The sequence below is a fragment of the Janthinobacterium sp. BJB446 genome, assembly GCF_002735655.1.
Classification (GTDB): Bacteria; Pseudomonadota; Gammaproteobacteria; order Burkholderiales; family Burkholderiaceae_D; genus Janthinobacterium; species Janthinobacterium lividum.
Window position 1 is genome coordinate 236,895 of the sequence record NZ_PDZK01000003.1, and the last position, 15,974, is coordinate 252,868.

General features: G+C 63.9%; 20 protein-coding genes. 7 read left to right on the forward strand and 13 right to left on the reverse strand.

Going from position 1 to position 15,974, the window contains the following annotated elements:
* Entirely contained in the window at positions 1–1,233 is a 1,233-nt protein-coding gene (locus tag CSQ92_RS20455) for a GAF domain-containing sensor histidine kinase (RefSeq protein ID WP_099395223.1), read from the reverse strand.
* A 64-nt stretch (positions 1,234–1,297) separates the two neighbouring features.
* A complete protein-coding gene (locus CSQ92_RS20460; protein WP_034781925.1) occupies positions 1,298–1,879 on the reverse strand; it encodes a DJ-1/PfpI family protein in 582 nt (193 codons plus the stop codon).
* A 195-nt stretch (positions 1,880–2,074) separates the two neighbouring features.
* Between CSQ92_RS20460 and CSQ92_RS20465 the strand changes: the two genes are divergently transcribed.
* Both CSQ92_RS20465 and CSQ92_RS20470 read left to right on the forward strand, forming a co-directional pair.
* Positions 2,075–2,413, forward strand: a complete 339-nt coding sequence (locus CSQ92_RS20465) for a hypothetical protein (RefSeq protein WP_099395224.1) — start codon at positions 2,075–2,077, stop codon at positions 2,411–2,413.
* A gap of 67 nt (positions 2,414–2,480) precedes the next feature.
* Positions 2,481–2,780: an antibiotic biosynthesis monooxygenase family protein gene (locus tag CSQ92_RS20470; RefSeq protein ID WP_034781921.1), complete on the forward strand. Its 300-nt coding sequence runs from the start codon at positions 2,481–2,483 to the stop codon at positions 2,778–2,780.
* 8 nt (positions 2,781–2,788) lie between these two features.
* Here the strand turns inward: CSQ92_RS20470 and pncB are convergent, their stop codons facing one another.
* The 3 genes from pncB to CSQ92_RS20485 all read right to left on the reverse strand — a co-directional run bounded on the left by pncB (position 2,789) and on the right by CSQ92_RS20485 (position 5,268).
* Complete coding sequence (gene pncB, locus CSQ92_RS20475; RefSeq protein ID WP_034781917.1) at positions 2,789–3,979, reverse strand: nicotinate phosphoribosyltransferase; 1,191 nt, start codon at positions 3,977–3,979, stop codon at positions 2,789–2,791.
* A 77-nt stretch (positions 3,980–4,056) separates the two neighbouring features.
* Positions 4,057–4,920, reverse strand: a complete 864-nt coding sequence (locus CSQ92_RS20480) for a cysteine hydrolase (RefSeq protein ID WP_099395225.1) — start codon at positions 4,918–4,920, stop codon at positions 4,057–4,059.
* 123 nt (positions 4,921–5,043) lie between these two features.
* Positions 5,044–5,268, reverse strand: a complete 225-nt coding sequence (locus tag CSQ92_RS20485; protein WP_240317608.1) for a hypothetical protein — start codon at positions 5,266–5,268, stop codon at positions 5,044–5,046.
* 166 nt (positions 5,269–5,434) lie between these two features.
* Here CSQ92_RS20485 and CSQ92_RS20490 point away from each other — a divergent pair, with 166 nt between their 5' ends.
* The gene (locus CSQ92_RS20490) at positions 5,435–5,734 is read left to right on the forward strand and encodes a hypothetical protein (protein WP_092611522.1); all 300 of its coding nucleotides are present in this window, start codon (positions 5,435–5,437) and stop codon (positions 5,732–5,734) included.
* A 17-nt stretch (positions 5,735–5,751) separates the two neighbouring features.
* Here the strand turns inward: CSQ92_RS20490 and CSQ92_RS20495 are convergent, their stop codons facing one another.
* Both CSQ92_RS20495 and CSQ92_RS20500 read right to left on the reverse strand, forming a co-directional pair.
* Complete coding sequence (locus CSQ92_RS20495) at positions 5,752–6,258, reverse strand: nuclear transport factor 2 family protein (RefSeq protein ID WP_180277075.1); 507 nt, start codon at positions 6,256–6,258, stop codon at positions 5,752–5,754.
* A 147-nt stretch (positions 6,259–6,405) separates the two neighbouring features.
* Positions 6,406–7,011, reverse strand: a complete 606-nt coding sequence (locus CSQ92_RS20500) for an FMN-dependent NADH-azoreductase (protein ID WP_034781902.1) — start codon at positions 7,009–7,011, stop codon at positions 6,406–6,408.
* Between the two features lie 133 nt (positions 7,012–7,144).
* Between CSQ92_RS20500 and CSQ92_RS20505 the strand changes: the two genes are divergently transcribed.
* Together CSQ92_RS20505 and CSQ92_RS20510 are read left to right on the forward strand one after the other, a co-directional pair.
* Positions 7,145–8,059 (forward strand): LysR family transcriptional regulator, encoded by a 915-nt coding sequence (locus CSQ92_RS20505; protein ID WP_034781899.1) that lies wholly within the window; start codon positions 7,145–7,147, stop codon positions 8,057–8,059.
* A 174-nt stretch (positions 8,060–8,233) separates the two neighbouring features.
* On the forward strand, positions 8,234–8,461 hold the full coding sequence (locus tag CSQ92_RS20510) for a hypothetical protein (protein WP_034781896.1): 228 nt from the start codon (positions 8,234–8,236) through the stop codon (positions 8,459–8,461).
* Positions 8,462–8,464: 3 nt separating this feature from the next.
* Here CSQ92_RS20510 and CSQ92_RS20515 read toward each other — a convergent pair whose 3' ends face one another.
* From CSQ92_RS20515 to CSQ92_RS20540, 6 genes are all read right to left on the reverse strand, one after another.
* Complete coding sequence (locus CSQ92_RS20515; protein ID WP_046685292.1) at positions 8,465–8,776, reverse strand: MerR family transcriptional regulator; 312 nt, start codon at positions 8,774–8,776, stop codon at positions 8,465–8,467.
* 3 nt (positions 8,777–8,779) lie between these two features.
* Positions 8,780–9,706: a DnaJ C-terminal domain-containing protein gene (locus CSQ92_RS20520; protein ID WP_099395227.1), complete on the reverse strand. Its 927-nt coding sequence runs from the start codon at positions 9,704–9,706 to the stop codon at positions 8,780–8,782.
* A 132-nt stretch (positions 9,707–9,838) separates the two neighbouring features.
* The gene (locus tag CSQ92_RS20525) at positions 9,839–10,528 is read right to left on the reverse strand and encodes a beta/gamma crystallin-related protein (protein WP_099395228.1); all 690 of its coding nucleotides are present in this window, start codon (positions 10,526–10,528) and stop codon (positions 9,839–9,841) included.
* A gap of 159 nt (positions 10,529–10,687) precedes the next feature.
* Positions 10,688–11,656, reverse strand: a complete 969-nt coding sequence (locus tag CSQ92_RS20530) for a beta/gamma crystallin-related protein (protein ID WP_099395229.1) — start codon at positions 11,654–11,656, stop codon at positions 10,688–10,690.
* A 50-nt stretch (positions 11,657–11,706) separates the two neighbouring features.
* The gene (locus tag CSQ92_RS20535) at positions 11,707–12,657 is read right to left on the reverse strand and encodes a beta/gamma crystallin-related protein (RefSeq protein ID WP_099395230.1); all 951 of its coding nucleotides are present in this window, start codon (positions 12,655–12,657) and stop codon (positions 11,707–11,709) included.
* A gap of 173 nt (positions 12,658–12,830) precedes the next feature.
* Complete coding sequence (locus CSQ92_RS20540; protein WP_070282562.1) at positions 12,831–13,514, reverse strand: beta/gamma crystallin family protein; 684 nt, start codon at positions 13,512–13,514, stop codon at positions 12,831–12,833.
* A gap of 202 nt (positions 13,515–13,716) precedes the next feature.
* Between CSQ92_RS20540 and CSQ92_RS20545 the strand changes: the two genes are divergently transcribed.
* Positions 13,717–15,111: an MATE family efflux transporter gene (locus CSQ92_RS20545; RefSeq protein WP_099395231.1), complete on the forward strand. Its 1,395-nt coding sequence runs from the start codon at positions 13,717–13,719 to the stop codon at positions 15,109–15,111.
* 18 nt (positions 15,112–15,129) lie between these two features.
* Positions 15,130–15,969 (forward strand): PhzF family phenazine biosynthesis protein, encoded by an 840-nt coding sequence (locus CSQ92_RS20550; protein ID WP_099395232.1) that lies wholly within the window; start codon positions 15,130–15,132, stop codon positions 15,967–15,969.
* Positions 15,970–15,974 lie beyond the last annotated feature (5 nt).

Consider the following 15,974-nt stretch of genomic DNA (forward strand, 5'->3'; position numbering starts at 1 on the left):
TTACGCGGCCTGGCGCCGGGCTGCCGGCAAGGCCAGCGAGATCGTCGTGCCAGCGCCGGGCCGGCTGTCGATGGCAAAGTGCGCACCGAGCCGCTCGGCCCGTTCCTGCATGATACGCAAACCGATCTGCAATTCCGTTTTCTTGTCGCGCAGGTTGGCGGCAAAGCCTTCGCCATCGTCGCGCACCTGCAGCGCAAAATCGCGCCCGTTTTCCACGCGCAGCGTCACGCTGCCCGCTTGCGCGTGCTTGCGGATATTCGACAGCGCTTCCTGCACGATGAACAGGATCTGCAACTGCTGTTCCGGCGCCAGCGGCGCGCCATTGCCGCTCATCTCCAGGGTTCCCGTGACGCCCGTCTGCAGCTCGAACTTGGCCAGCACTTCCGTGAGCTTGCTTTCGAGGTCGCTGCCATGCCAGCGCGTGCGGAAATTGACCAGCAATTCGCGCACGTCCTGGTAGCTTTGCTCGACGCCCATGCGCATCAGCGGCAACACTTCGGCCGCTTCGTCGAGCTGGCCCCGGCGCACGGAATCGTCAAGCATCTGCACTTGCAGGCTGATGAAATTGAGGCTTTGCGCGATGCTGTCATGCAAGCCTTCGGCCAGCAGGCTGCGTTCGCGCGCCACGGCAAATTCCTTTTCGCGCGCAATCAGGCGCTGGTTTTCAATGGCGATGCCCAGGCTCTGGCCCAGGGTTTCCAGCCAGCCCTGCTGCTGCGCCTGCACGGCTTGCGGCTGCGCAAAGTGCAGCGAAAAACTGCCCACCACCTGCTCGCGCGCGAGGATGGGAAAGACGGCGATGGCGATAAAGCCTTCGTCCTGGCAACGGTAGCGCTGCAGCGCATCGACCTGGCGGAAGTCGCGGATCTGGATCACGCCCTGCGCCACGGCCGCGCCGCACAGGCAATCGTTGTTGCGAATGCAGTGTTCCTCTTCCACCATGGCATCGGAAATGCCCTCGTGCACGATGATATGCACGGTATCGTGCTGCGGGTCGAGGATGCGCACGGTGCCCCCTTCGGCCTGCGCGAACTGCATCACGTGGCGCAAGAAGCCACGGCACAGCGCATCGATGGCGTGCTGCCCCGCCAGCAAGGTGGAAATCTCGTGCAGGGTGGCCAGCTGGCGTTCCTGCGCGGCGCTCAGGCCCGATGCGGCTTGCGCCAGGCGGCGCTGGCGCCAGCGCGAGGCTGGAAGTTTTTTGCGGGAAGATTGACTGCGCAGCGCATGCATGAAGAACTCGAATCTGAAAAGTGGTGCGCCCGGCAAGCGCTGCGGCCTGCCGGGCTGGTAAAGGTTACAAACGGATCTCGGTACCGAGCAGCTTGACGAACTGCGCCAGCCAGGCCGGATGCGCAGGCCAGGCGGGGGCCGTGACGAACTGGCCATCCGTGACGGCGTCCGTGACGGCGATGTCGGCATACGTGCCGCCCGCCAGTTTCACTTCCGGCGCGCAGGCGGGATAGGCGGAAATGCGCTTGCCGCGGATGACGTCGGCGGCGGCCAGCAATTGCGCGCCGTGGCACACGGCCGCGACAGGCTTGCCCGCTTCGGCGAAATGGCGCACGGCGGCGATGACTTTCTCGTTCAGGCGCAGATATTCGGGGGCGCGGCCGCCGGCGATCATCACGGCGTCATAGTGGGCCGGGTCGATCTCGTCGAAGCTGGCGTTCAGGGTGAACAAATGGCCCGGCTTTTCTGTATATGTCTGGTCGCCCTCGAAATCGTGGATGGCCGTCTTGATCGTCTCGCCGCTTTTCTTGCCGGGACAGACGGCATGCACGGTATGGCCGAGCATCAGCAGGGCCTGGAAGGGCACCATCGTTTCATAATCTTCTGCAAAATCGCCGGTCAAAAACAGAATTTTCTTCGCTGCCATTTGGTTCTCCTATGAAAGATTGATCCCGCATCCCTGCCTGCAGGACGCACCGCAAGGCGTATCTTAGCGCGACTTGGCAGCCATACTGGATATTTATCAAACTTTTGCGCCTTGATGGAGGATTTTACAGGCTGAGGCAGAATTTTTTACAGGCTCGCCGGTCAAATTCAAACGACACCTTCCGGGAGCCAGACCATGAGCACCGCCACGCACTCCCTTGCCCCATCTGCCCTGATCCGTATCTTCGACCATTTTGCCGATGCGCAGCAGGCCCGCAGCGCCCTGCTCGGCGACGGGTTCCCCGCATACGCCGTGCAGCTCGACACGGTCGACGACGAGGCCGTCCCCACCGTCCCCATACAGGGCAAGGCCGCATGGCGCGGCATGTTCCGCCTCGTCGTGGCCATCGGCACCCCGCAGGAACGGGAACGGGCGCACGCCATCGTGCAGGCGCATCACGGCTGCGATATCGACCAGCGCACGGCCAGCCACGCGGGCGGCCAGCGCGCAAGCGCACAGGCGCTTGCAGGCTGACGTCCTCCCCCTGCGCGGCGAAATTATGGCAAGATCAGCATTCCTTCATTCCTCAGTGGAACTTGCCATGATTTTTGAAATTGCCCACATCCAGATCAAATCGGCCACGCATGCTGCCTTCGAAGCGGCCGTGACGAAAGCCATCCCCCTGTTCCAGCGCGCACGCGGCTGCGAATCGATGCGCCTGGAGCGCTCGATCGAAAACGGCGATGCCTACCGCCTGGTGGTGGGCTGGACGACCCTGGAAGACCATACCGTGCATTTCCGCGGCAGCGACGACTTCCAGGCATGGCGCGGCCTGGTCGGTGAATTCTTTGCCGCCCCGCCCCAGGTCGAGCACATGAACACGGTAGTGACGGGCTTCTAGCCAGGCACCTACACTGCCGGGTGGTGAAACACTTGCCGTAAATACGCGAGGAAGGTTTCATCCTTGCACAGGGTCTTGCCCGGCGAATCCGACAGTTTCGCCACGGACTGGCCATTGCAGCGCACCAGTTTCATGACGATGTTGAGCGGCGTCAAACCGACATCGTTGGTGAGATTGGTGCCGATGCCAAAGCCCGTCATGATGCGGTCGGCGAAGTGCTGGTACAGCGCAAACGCCTTGTCCAGGTCCAGGCCGTCGGAAAACACGAGGCGCTTGGTATTGGCGTCGATGCGCAGGGCCGCGTAATGGGCCAGCGCCTTCTCGCCCCACTCGACGGGGTCGCCCGAATCGTGGCGCAAGCCGTCGAACAGCTTGGCGAAATACAGGTCGAAGTCAGCCAAAAAGGCATCCATGCCGACCACGTCCGTCAGGGCGATGCCCAGGTCGCCCCGGTATTCCTGTACCCAGTCTTCCAGTGCCGCCTTCTGGAAGTCGCGCAGGCGCACGCCGAAGGACTGGAACGATTGCATGTATTCATGCGCCATGGTGCCGATCGGCACGATGCCCAGCTTTTTCGCCAGGTAGACATTCGACGTGCCCTTGAAATATTCGGGCACCTCGCGCGCCAGCCGTTGCACCACCTCGTCATGCCAGGCGCCGGAAAAGCGCCGGCGCACGCCGAAGTCGGAAAACTCGAACGGATGCTTGCGCCGCGGCAGCTTGCCGAACTCCTTGACGGCCGCCACTTTCAAGCCCAGGCGGTGGCGCCCTTCGCGCATGGCCGCATCGAGGTCGAAGCGGCGGAAATACAGTTCGTTGATGATGTACAGCACGAAAATCTCGAAGCCCATCACGTGCACCTGCGGCCCGGCCGCATGCACGAGCAGGGTGTCGCCATCCGTGCTGACGTCGATGAATTTGCGCTGGAAGCGGAACACCGTCAGGAAGTCGACGAAATCGCTCTTCATGAAGCGCAGGGTGCGCAGATAGGCCAGCTCGTCGTCGGCAAACGACATCGAGCATAAATGGTCGAGCTGTTCCTCCAGTTCGCCCTTCAGTTCGGCCAGGGGAAAAGCGGTGGCGTTGCGGCAGACAAATTCGTATTCGGTATGGGTATTCGGATGACCGTGCAGCAATGCTTGCCACATTGTAAATTTATACAGATCGGTTTCCAGCAAACTGCGCACTATCGGGGTCATGTGTGTTTTCTCCAACTTCCTGAAGCCAGAATAGTACGCCACCGCAAGCATTTCAGCAGGGCACGATTAATAATGGCTCAGGCAGCCGCGTTGGCCAACAATTCGGGCAAGACGTCGGCGGAGGTGGCCAGCCGCGCGCCGCGCGCATGCATGGCGGCAAGGAAGTCGCGCTGCTGCGATGCAAAACCCGTGACGGGGCTCATGCAGTCCGTCAGCAATACCAGGCGCGACAGGGCCGGCTTGCCTTGCTGCGCTTCCAGGTAATCGGCGATGTGCTCGGTGCTGGCTTTCACGCAATGGCTGCCCGCCTCGCCGGTGACATAAATCTGCTGCGCCGGCAACAAGGTTGCAAGGAAATCCAGGTTCAGCTGGGTAGCCGCATCCTGAGGATCAGGCACTTCCGCCATGACGGCCGAGTAATGCTCGGTCCATGGGTTGGAACCCTTGCTCAGCTTGGCCACCACTCGCAGGTGATCCACTTCCCAGGCGTTGTAGGCGGCGCGCACGGCCGCATGGATATTCTGGCCCCAGCTGCCGATCTCGCAATGCACGGGCCACACCATCAATTGATAGCGTCCCGCTTGCTGCAAGGCATCGAGGTAAGCCAGCGCGCGCGGCAAGGTGCCGCTGGCGGCGGGCAGGAACAGGCGGTCGCGCACCTGCTGCGCGCTGATCTGCGTAAACGGCGGCACGGCGCCGCCATCGCCCGTGCGCCAGAAGGCGGGGTGGGCAATGTCGTAGCGATGGTGCGCATCGAGGGTCACGCTGATCTGCGTCAGGCCGCTGCCCCCTTCGCGGATCAGTTGCGCCACGCGCAGCATGTCGGCGTGGGCGCCGGGCACGGCCAGCGCCGGTGCCGTATCTGGCGGCAGCCAGGCGGCGGGCAAGTCGCAAAAATCGTTTTGCGGATCAATGACAAGCAGGTGCAACTGGCGTTTCATGGCGGTCCTCTGGCGTGGCAATAGTTCGCATGATACGGGCAACTTCGCCGGCGCGCCTGCACCGGCTACGCCAGGACTGTGCTCACTCGCAATAACTTGCGCCGAAACAAGCCACGCGACGATTCAGGGATGGAAGACGTAACGGCGCTGGCGCCGCTCGACCAGCTTGACGGCCACCTCGCCCGCTTCGGCCATGGCGTCCGCTTCCGTTGTAAACTGGTGGTCGGCCGACACCCGGCGTTTGCGAACCAGATTCATCCGGTGCATGGGATTGGGCGAAGGGGCATAGATGGCGACGTAGGCGCCCCATAGCTTGCAGCCCGGCAAGCGCTCTGCCGTGTAATTCACCTCATAAAAATCAACATACTTTATCGGCACGATGTTCGCTCCAAAAATGACATGGCCGGACAGCTTGTCTCTACGGACTGACGCGGTGAGGGTAAAACCATGCGCTCGCGATTGCTCAGGATACTCAATTCAGCTCTCTTTTTATAACGCGGCACAGGAGAAAAAGATGAATGACTACATTATCTTCATGCACGACGACACGGAAACACCGGTGGACGTCGCCACCTCAGCCTGGGAAGACTACTTCGCCATGCTCAGGGCCAGTGGCCGCTTCTGCGGTGGCAGCTCCATCGGACCCGGTATCTGCGTGCACCAGTCCGGCCAAGCCAGGCCGGTCACGCCACACTTGTCAGGCTATCTACGTGTGCAAGCTGAAAGTATAGACGATGCAAAAAAATTGTTAATCGGAAACCCCGTACTGAACGCAGGGGGAACGGTGGAAATTCGCGAACTGCCGCGCGACTGACGCGGCCTGTCTGGCGCCTATTTTCCCGCCTCGGCCGCGGGATGCATGGACCAGACGACGCTGAGGATTTTCCATTCGCCATCGCGCTTGACCATCTGCCACGCTTCCACGCCATAGTTGGACAATTTGTCGCCGACGAGGAATTCGTAGTCGAAGTTGACCCACGCCACATGGCGGTCCTGGGTGATCTTGACGTTGTAGAATTTTTCTTCCGTGCGCTGCGGTTCGCGCTTGATGAAGTTGGCGAATGCAACATAGCCGGCCGCCCCGACGCCGTCGAAGTGGACGTCCGTCGTGTCGCGCATTTTCTTGATGAAACCGTCGTCGGCCGGCGAGGCGAACAGGATGTTGGTATGCAGCAGCAGCGACGACAGCAGCTTGACATCCTTGGCGATCAAGGCCGCCTGGAAGTCGGCGACGACTTTTTCGATGGCGCGTATATCCTCGGGCGTGGAGGCGTGGCGCCCCGCGTGAGGCGGCGCAGGGGGCGCGGTCTGCGCCAGCGCCATGCCTGCTGAAAACAAGGAACATCCGAACAATACCGCGCTTGCCAACTTGTGCATGAGGGACTTTCATGGCGAACGGCTCGCCAGGCTGGCACGGGGCGTGCCGCTGGCAAGCTTATGTCAACCATGGCAGATTGGCAATCCCTCTTTGGAACTAGAGCGAACTCAGGCAGCCAGCGCCTCGATCGAGGCACGGCCCTTGGCGATCGCGCTGCTGACGGCTTCCTCGCCCATGGCCACGCCTTCGGCTTGCACGAACTCGATATCCGTGATGCCGATGAAGCCCAGCGCCGTGCGCAGATAGGTGCTCAGGTAGTCATACGCGGCGCCCGGGCCTTCGCTGTAGACGCCGCCGCTGGCCGTGAAAATCACCGCTTTCTTGCCCGTGGCCAGGCCGACCGGGCCCGTCGCCGTGTACTGGAACGTGCGTCCCGCGCGCGCCACGTGGTCGATCCACGCCTTCAGGGTCGACGGCACGGAAAAGTTGTACATGGGCGCGGCCAGTACCAGCACGTCGGCGGCCAGCAATTCATCGACCAGGATATCGGACAATTGCACGGCCGCTGCCGCCTGCGCGCTGCGCTGGTCGGCTGGCGTGAAGAAGGCGCCCATCACCTCTTCCGTCAGGTGCGGCACGGGCTGCGCCGCCAGGTCGCGTTCAACGACGCTGGCGCCTTGCGCGGCCAGTTTGGCGACGAATTCGCCGGACAATTGACGCGACAGGGAACCGCTGTTGCGCACGCTGCTATTGATGTACAAGACTTTGCTCATGAAATGCTCCTTCGAAAACGGTAGACTGGAATGCCGCATCGCGGCCCTTGCACACAGCATAGTTCGGGTCTACCATCGATGAAACCGTATAAATATAAATGATTAGCATCGAATTTTTAGATATGGAGTCACCATGAGAGAACCGGGCCAGCCTTCGCTCGACCAGTTGCGCGTGTTTGTCGCCGTCATCGACGCGGGCGGCTTCGCCCACGCGGCGCGCCAGCTGCATCGCACGCAATCGGTGATCAGCTACACCATCGCCAACCTGGAAGAACAGCTGAATGTGGTGCTGCTCGACCGCGGCAAGCGCAAACCCACCCTGACTGACGCGGGCAAGGCCCTGCTGGCCGACGCGCGCGCCGTGGCCCTGAAGGTCGACGGCATGCGCGCGCGCGCCAAGGCGCTGGCGGGCGGGCTGGAAGCGGAAGTATCGGTCGTGGTGGACGTGATGTTTCCCACCTGCGTGCTGGTGCGCGTCCTGGAAGCGTTCCAGGCGCAGTTCCCCACCGTCGCCCTGCGCCTGCGCATCGAAGCCATGGGCGCCGTGGCGCAGCTGGTGATGGATGGCAGCTGCCACATCGGCCTCGGTGGCTGGATGACGGCCACGGCCAGTGTCTTCGAGCGCCTCGCCGTCGGCCACGTGCGCCTGATTCCCGTGGCCGCCCCCAGCCACGCGCTGGCGCAGCAGGCAGGGCCGATTGCCTCCAGCGTGGCGCGCGAACACGTGCAACTGGTGCTCAGCGACCGCAGCGTGCTGACGGAGGGCCAGGATTTTGGCGTACTGGGATTGCGCAACTGGCGCCTGGGCGACCTCGGTTCCAAGCACGCGCTGCTGCGCGCTGGCCTGGGCTGGGGCAACATGCCCGAAGCGATGGTGCGGGAAGACCTGGCCGAAGGCCGCCTGGTGCACCTGCCGCTGGCCGTCGACAATGGCGAGAATTACCCGATCTACCTGATCCAGCGCGCCGACACGCCGCCGGGCCAGGCGGGCAAGTGGCTGACGGAGCGGTTTGCGGAGCAGTTGCCGCTGCTGGCCCAAGGGTTTTAAACGCCAAACAAAACCTACTGCGCGTCGCGCTTTGCGGCCTGCGATGCTCACCGTACTAAAGTACGGTTGCGCTTCTTAGCCACAAATCGCTGCCGCTCGCTACGGTTTTGTTAGGCGTTGTGAGTTCACAATTGACACAGGTATGATGCGGGTAACACTTTAATAAGGAACCACATGGCCGGCATCGACGACTTCGTCAACAAACAAAAACCTGGCGCGCGCTTCGTCATCACGGCGCAGATGCTGCGCATGACGCCGCAGCAGTTCGACTCGCTGGCGCAGGAATGGATGGAAGACGGCGGCCCCGGCTTCGACGTGGCCGGCATCCCGCACCGGGTCGTCGTCAATGGGCAATTCTATATCGGCAGGCTCACCGTGCAGCGGCACGGCGAGCCTGCATAAGGACTACTCCACGCCCAGCACGTGCAGGCGGCGGCGCAAACGCGCCACTTCTTCCGACAGGTCGACCACCAGCGCGGCCAGTTCGGCGTTCGCGTCGAACACGGATTCGATTTCGTGCAGGCGGCGCGCGCGCACCAAGTCCAGGCTGGTGAAGCGCCAGGCCGTCAGCTGCCCCGCCGGCGGGCCATTTTGTAGCAGCACGCCCGTCTGCACGTGCTGCACCACCCAGTCCGGTTCCACGGCGCAGGCGCGCGCCAGTTCTTCCAGGCTCAGGGCACGGTCTTCGAGCAATTCGCCAATTACCTTGTTTGTCATGATTTACCCTCCCAGCTTCTGGCGCGGATTGAAAGCCATCTCGCGCGCCATGGTTGCATACAGTTCCCGCGCCTTGTCGTCGTTCGCCGGCGGCAGCACCACTTCCAGCAGCAGATACAGGTCGCCCGGCTGGGCGGCGGGAATGCCGCGCCCTTTCAGGCGCAGCTTGCGCCCCGTCTGCGAATTGGGCGGCACGCTGACGGACACCGTGCCAGATGGCGTGGGCACGTCGATCTCGCCGCCCAGCGCCGCTTCCCATGGCGTGACGGGCACCGTCTCGAACACGTCGCGTCCTTCCACCTTGTAGCGCGCATCGGGCCGGAAGCGGATCTCCAGGTACCAATCACCGGCGGGAGCGCCGCCACTGCCGGGATTGCCCTGCCCTTTCATGCGCAGCTGCTGTCCTTCCGTGACGCCTTTCGGTATCGTCACTTCCAGGGTACGCTCGCGCGTTACCACGTGGCCTTGCGCATCCGCTTCGGGCACGCGCATGACGATGTGGCGCTTGGCGCCCTGGTAGCTGTCCTGCAGGTCGATGGTGATGGCCGCGTGGCTGTCCTCGCCCTGCATCTGGAAGGTGCTGTTGGCGCGGCGCCGTCCGCCCACGTGGGCGAACAGGTCGGCAAAGAAATCGCTGTCGTCGGCGCCCGACGATTCGTAGCCCGAACCCCAGTCCGGCGGCGGCCGGAACGGCTCTCCCTTGGGATGGCCCTGCGCGCTGCGGCCCAGTTCATCGTAGGCGGCGCGCTTTTCCGCGTCGCCCAGCACGCCGTAGGCCTCGTTCAGGGCCTTGGTGCGCTTGTCGGCGTCCGGTTCCTTGCTCACGTCGGGATGGTATTTGCGCACCAGCTTGCGGTACGCCTTCTTGATCTCGGCCTCGGTCGCCGTCTTCTCGACGCCCAGCTCCTTGTAGTAGTCCTTGTATTCCACCGTGCTTGCTCCCCATGGTTGAACTGCCTATGGGAAGAGTACACGAATTGGCGCCGACAGCGCGTGCGCACAATACAACACCGCCCGCGGGGCACGGGGCGCGCGGGCGGTGAAAATGGCAGCGGAAAATGCCTAGCGCACGCGGCGCACCGAGGAAATGCGGCGGTCCAGGCCTCCATGCAGGCGGCCATAGCTGCCTGGCCCCATCACCACGCAGCGGCCACGGAAATTGGCATCGACGCAGAACTCCCACCGGCCGTAATTGACGACGATCGATTCGGCGCGGTCGTTGAAGCCATAGCGGTTCAAGTCATGCACTTCGCGGTCCAGGCGCACGGGCCGTCCGCGCATGCCGGCGTCAGGGAACATCAGCACGGCGCCATTCATGTCGGGACGGTGGCCGCCGCCGTGGCCGGGATAACCTGGATGGCCGGGATAAGGGCGCTCCGGCTCCGGACGCGGAGGGCGCGGCGGGTAGGGACGGTGGTCACCGCCGCCATGGCCCGGGCGGCCCGCTTCGCGCACCGAAGAGATGGCGTCGTTCATGCCCGGCATGCTGCTGTAGCGGCCCGGCCCCAGGGTGCGGCAGCTGCCCCGGTAATTGGCGTCCTTGCACACTTCCCAGGTGCCCGAGCGCACGATCACGCTGGAGGTCTTGTCGTTAAAGCCCATGCGCGACAAATCTCCCGCATCGGAACGCAGGGTGACGGGACGGCCGCGGAAACCGGCGTCCTCGAACAGGGTGATTTCGCCCGCGGATGCGGCAAGGGGGGCGAGGAAGGTGGCGGCGCACAACAGCGCGGGGCGGAAAGATCGAACCATGACAACTCCAATACTGAGGCATTTTCGCCAGTGTAGTCCAGGCGGCAGGCGGCGAGTGTAACAAAGGGCAAGCAAATGTCAGCACACGGCTGGGAATGTAAAAGCCGCCTGGCGGGGCATTCCCGGCAGGCGGCCTGTCAGCACGGCGTCAGGAAGCGATCAGCGCACGCGGCGCAGCGAGGAAATCTGGTTTTCCATGGCGTTCAGGCGTCCATATTCGCCCGGCCCGATCACTTCGCAGCGGCCACGGAAATTCGAATCGCTGCACACTTCCCACTGGCCCTCATTGACGACGATGGACGAGGCGCGGTCATTGAAATTGAAGCGCACCAGATCTTCCGCATTGCGGTCCAGCGCCAGCGGTTCGCCGCGCATGCCCACCTCGGGGAACAGCAGGACGGCGCCGCGCTGCTGGTACTGCGGCTGCTGGTATTGCGGATACTGCTGCTCGTACTGCGGCCGCTCATACTGCTGCTGGCGGCGCGCTTCGCGCTCGTCGACCATGCGCGCCGAGGAGACGCGCCCCTCAAGGCCGCGCCCCAGGTCGTCGTGACGGCCGGGGCCGAAAATGCGGCAAGTGCCCTGGTAGTTCGAGTCGCTGCACAGCTGCCAGTAGCCGTTATAGATGACGATGCTGGTGGTGCGGTCGTTGAAACCGATGCTGACGAAATCGTCCGTATCGCGGTTCAGGCGCGCCGAGCCGCCATTCTGGCCGGCGCCCGAATACACTTCCAGGCTGCCGCCACGGCCATAGCCGCCATGGCCACGGTCTGGGTCGCGGCCCGGGCGTCCCGGATTGTAGCCATCGCCGCGCCCCGTTTCGCGCACCGAGGTGATGGCGTCGTTCATGCCTGGCAATGAGCGGTATTCGCCTGGCCCCAGGCTGCGGCAATTGCCGCGAAAGCCGGAGTCCGTGCACACATCCCAGGTACCCGAACGCACCATGATGCTGGACGCCTTGTCGTTGAAGCCCTGGGGCGACAGGTTATCCGTCGTTTCGCGCAGGGTCACCGCGCGGCCACGGAAATTGTCGTCCTCGAACAGGGTGATCTCGCCCGCATGGGCGCCCAGGTGGGTGAACAGGACGGCGCTGGAAAACAGCGCCAGTTTCAGGCTAGGGGATATCATTCTCAACTCCAGTTAATTAATCGTTATTCTTCATGCATTGCGGTGCCGTGTCAACGCAGGCGGCGCAGCGAGGAAATGCGGCCGTCGAGTGCATCGAGCGTATTGTAGATACCGGGCTCGAGGATCTCGCAGCGGCCACCGTAATGCGCATCGGCGCACACTTCCCAGTCGCCGGCATTGATCACGATGGAATTGGTCTGGTCGTTGAAGTTCATGCGTACCAGATCGCTCACATCGCGATTCACCGGCAGGCCGCGTCCCCCCATATGAGAGCGCGGGTACAGCAGCAGCATCGGGTCTTCGCTGGCCGGCTGGTTTTCCTCGCGCGGGTCAACCAGGCGTGCCGATGACGTCTTGCCTTGCAGATTGCGTGGCAACTCGTAGCTGCCCGGGGCATACACTCGGCAGCTGCCATGGAAATTGGAGTCACTGCACAGTTGCCAGTAACCGTGGCGCACGCGAATGCTGGCGGAGCGGTCATTGAAGCCGATATCGACAAAGTCGTCGCGGTCGCTATTGATGTCGACCGAGGCACCGCGCTGCGCCGAGGTATCAAACACTTGCAGCGCCGCACCGCGCTCGCGTTCTCGCTCTGGCGGTGGCCGCGACGTTTCTGGCGACGGCGACACTTCTGGCGAGGATGGCGACGGCGCGGATGGCGTTTCGGGCCGGCTGCCGCCGCCGCTGCCGTCCGCCAGGCGCACCGAGGAAATCTTGTCGTTCATGCCGGGCATGGAAGGGTAATCGCCGCGCTCGAACGTCTTGCATGCGCCCTTGAAGTTGGCATGCGCGCACACCTCCCAGCGGCCCGAAGCAACCTTGATGCTCGACACCTTGTCATTGAAATTCATGCGCGACAAATCGTCCGTCGTGTCGCGCAAGACCACCATGCGGCCCTTGAAATTATCATCGGTGTACAAGCTGATTTCAGCGGCGTGCGCCGACACATGGGCTAACAGCGCACTGGCACACAGCAGCGCAAGACTCAGCGGACGATTCATCGGGTGGTCTCCAGTACCGGTAAAGGTCAATCAGTGATCGACATGACAACTGATGCCAGTGTAACCATCCGCAGAAAAAAACGGTGTAACAAAGTATGGGAAAAGCACAATAAATTGTTACCAAAAGCAATAACCGGCCCCGGCAGGGACCGGCCGTTCCTGCCCGCTTGGCGTCAGCGCACTTCGCGCACGGACGAGATGCGGTTGCTCATGCGCTCCAGGCTCGCGTATTCACCGGGGACCAGTGTCCGGCAACGGCCGCGGAAATCCACGTCCTCGCACACTTCCCAATAGCCGGAGCGCACGCGCACGCTTTGCACCGTATCGTTGAAATCGCGCTCGCGCAAATCGGCCGAGGCGTTGCGCACGGTCAAACTGCGGCCGGCGAAATCGTCGCGCGTATAGAAGGTCAGTTCGCCGCCCAGCGAGCGCCCTGGCAAATGGCCGTGCTCACGGTCGCGGTCCCGGCGGCCGTCCCAGTCGCGCCCACGGTCACGGTCACGATCACCGTCGCGATCGCGGCCCGGATGACCACCCCAGCCGCCGCGCACTTCGCGCAGCGAGGTGATTTTGTTGGCGCGGCCATCGAGCGAGGGATACTCGCCCGCCTCCAGCAGGAAGCAGGCGCCGCGGAAATCGGCTTCCTCGCATGCTTCCCAGCGGCCCGAGCGCACGCGGATGCTTTGCGTCGTGTCGTTGAAACGCACATCTTCCAGGTCGGCGACGGCGTCGCGCACGGTCTGCGAGCGGCCGTGATAATCGTCGCGCGAATACAGAGTCAGTTCGCCGGCGCCGGCCAGTTCGGCCGTCATGGCGGCGCCCAGCAACAGGGCGCAATTCAAGGCTTTCTTCAACATGGTCTTACTCCATAGTCAGGGTACTGCGGTTGACTATTTGGTCATTTTGCCAAATAGAGCACGCAGTCTATCCGCGACCGGCCCACTTAGCTGTAACAAATGATTACCGCGCCCGGCGCCCCTCCGGGCATCTCCCGGGAGCGGCGGCGGACAAGCACGGCGAATGCCGGTAGAATCTTGTGTTTAGTCAAGCTTGCCGCCCATGCCACACACTACCTCGTTCACCCTGCCCGCCATCCGCACTGAAGTCTCGTCTCTGTGGAAGCTGGCCTGGCCCATCCTGATCGGCCAGCTGGCCACCGTCGGCATGGGCGCGGCCGACGTGGCGATGACGGGCCATACGAATCCCGAGGAACTGGCCGCCGTGTCGCTGGGCGCGGCCATCTGGTCCATCGTGCTCGTCACCGTGAGCGGCATCATGATGGCGATCAATACCCTGGTGGCGCATGAAATCGGCGCCGCGCGGCACGACCGGGTGCCGCACATCGTGCGCCAGTCGCTGTGGAAGGCGCTGCTCGTGGGCCTCGTGGCTTGTTTGCTGACGAACATGGCGGCGCTGGTATTCGACCACCTGATGCTGGAACCCGCCGTCGCGGCCAAGGCCAAGCTGTTCGTGCATATCATCAGCTGCGCGCTGCCGCCGTTCGCCGCCTACCGCGCCCTGTACGGCTACAGCACCAGCATCAACCAGACCAAGCCCGTGATGGTCATCGCGCTGGCCGCACTGGGCCTCAATATCCTCGTCAACTACCTGCTGATCTACGGCCACTGGGGCATGCCGAAGATGGGCGGCGTGGGCTGCGCCGTGGCCACCACCTGCTGCGTATGGATGATGCTGCTGGCCATGCTGGCCTGGATCAGGATCGCGCCCGCCTACCGCGCCACGTATCCGTTCACGCACTGGGAATGGCCGCAGCTGTCGTCCATCGGCCCCATGCTGCGCCTGGGCCTGCCCATCGGCGTGACCTACTTTGCCGAGGTCAGCGCCTTTGGCGTCATCAGCCTGCTGGTGGCGCGCTTCGGCGTGATCCAGGTGTCGGCGCACCAAATCGCCCTGAATTTCTCGTCCGTCGTCTTCATGGTGCCGCTCACGTTCGGCATCGCGCTGGTCACGCGCGTGGGCCACGCCGTGGGCGAAGCCAATCTGCGCCGCGCGCGCTTCATTTCGTGGGTGGGCGTGGCCATGTCGCTGACGGCGGCCATCGTTTCGGCTGCCGTCATCACCATCTTCCGCCACCAGATCGCGCAAGCCTACACGTCCGACCCGCAGGTGCAGGCCCTGTGCGCGCAGCTGCTGCTGTTCGCCGCCCTGTTCCAGCTGTCCGACGCGACGCAGGTGGCCACTTCCTGCGCCATCCGCGGCTACAAGGTGACGCGCCAGCCGATGCTGATCCAGTTGCTGGCGTTCTGGGGCTTCTCGCTGCCGATCGGCTACGTGCTGGGCCTCGCGCCGTCCGGCTTCATCTGGTCGCCGGCCGAGCCGATGGGCGCCGCCGGTTTCTGGATCGGCCTCGTCACGGGCCTGACGGTGGCGGCCGTGCTGCTGACCTGGTATTTGAACCGCTTGTCGCTGCAGCGCCTGCGCGCCGCCCGATAAGCCAGCGAGGAAGCCACCATGCCGCAACAACGCCCCTTCAGGCAAGTCGATGTCTTCAGCGCGGTGCCCTTCCTGGGCAATCCGCTGGCCGTGGTGCTCGACGCGAATGGCCTCGATGACGCGCAGATGCAGGCGATCGCGCGCTGGACGGGCCTGTCGGAAACCACCTTCGTGCTGGCGCCGCGCGATCCCGCCGCCGATTACCGCGTGCGGATCTTTTCGCCCGAGATGGAATTCCCGTTCGCCGGCCACCCGACCCTGGGCACGGCGCATGCCCTGCTCGATGCGGGCATGCAGCCCAAGGGCGCGCGCATCGTGCAGGAATGCGGCGTCGGCCTGGTGCAGATAGAACGCGGCGCCGGCGGCATGCTGGCGTTCCAGGCGCCGCCCTGCACCGCGCGCGCGCTCGCCCCCGCGCTGCTGCCGCTGCTGCAGACGGCGCTGGGCGATGCGGCGGCCGCTGGCGGCACCATCGTCGACATGGGCATCCGCTGGCTGTGCGTGCCGCTGCCGGAAGCCGCGGCCTGCCTGGCCGTCCATGCCGACATCGCGGCACTGACGGCATTGCTGGCCGCGTCAAGCGCTGACGGACTAGCCCTCTACGGCGCGCACGGCGCCGGCGGGCCGGCCGATTACGAAGTGCGCGCTCTGCTCAGCGAGCACGGCGCACTGGTCGAGGATCCCGTCACGGGCAGCGCCAACGCCTGCATCGCGCACCTGCTGGCGGGCGCCGACTACCGCGTGCGCCAGGGTACCTGCCTTCAGCGCGACGGCCGCGTGTCCGTCAATTTCCGCGATGGCCACGCCTGGATAGGCGGCGCATGCCTGACTGTGGTCGCAGGGTCGATATTGGCCTGACCAGG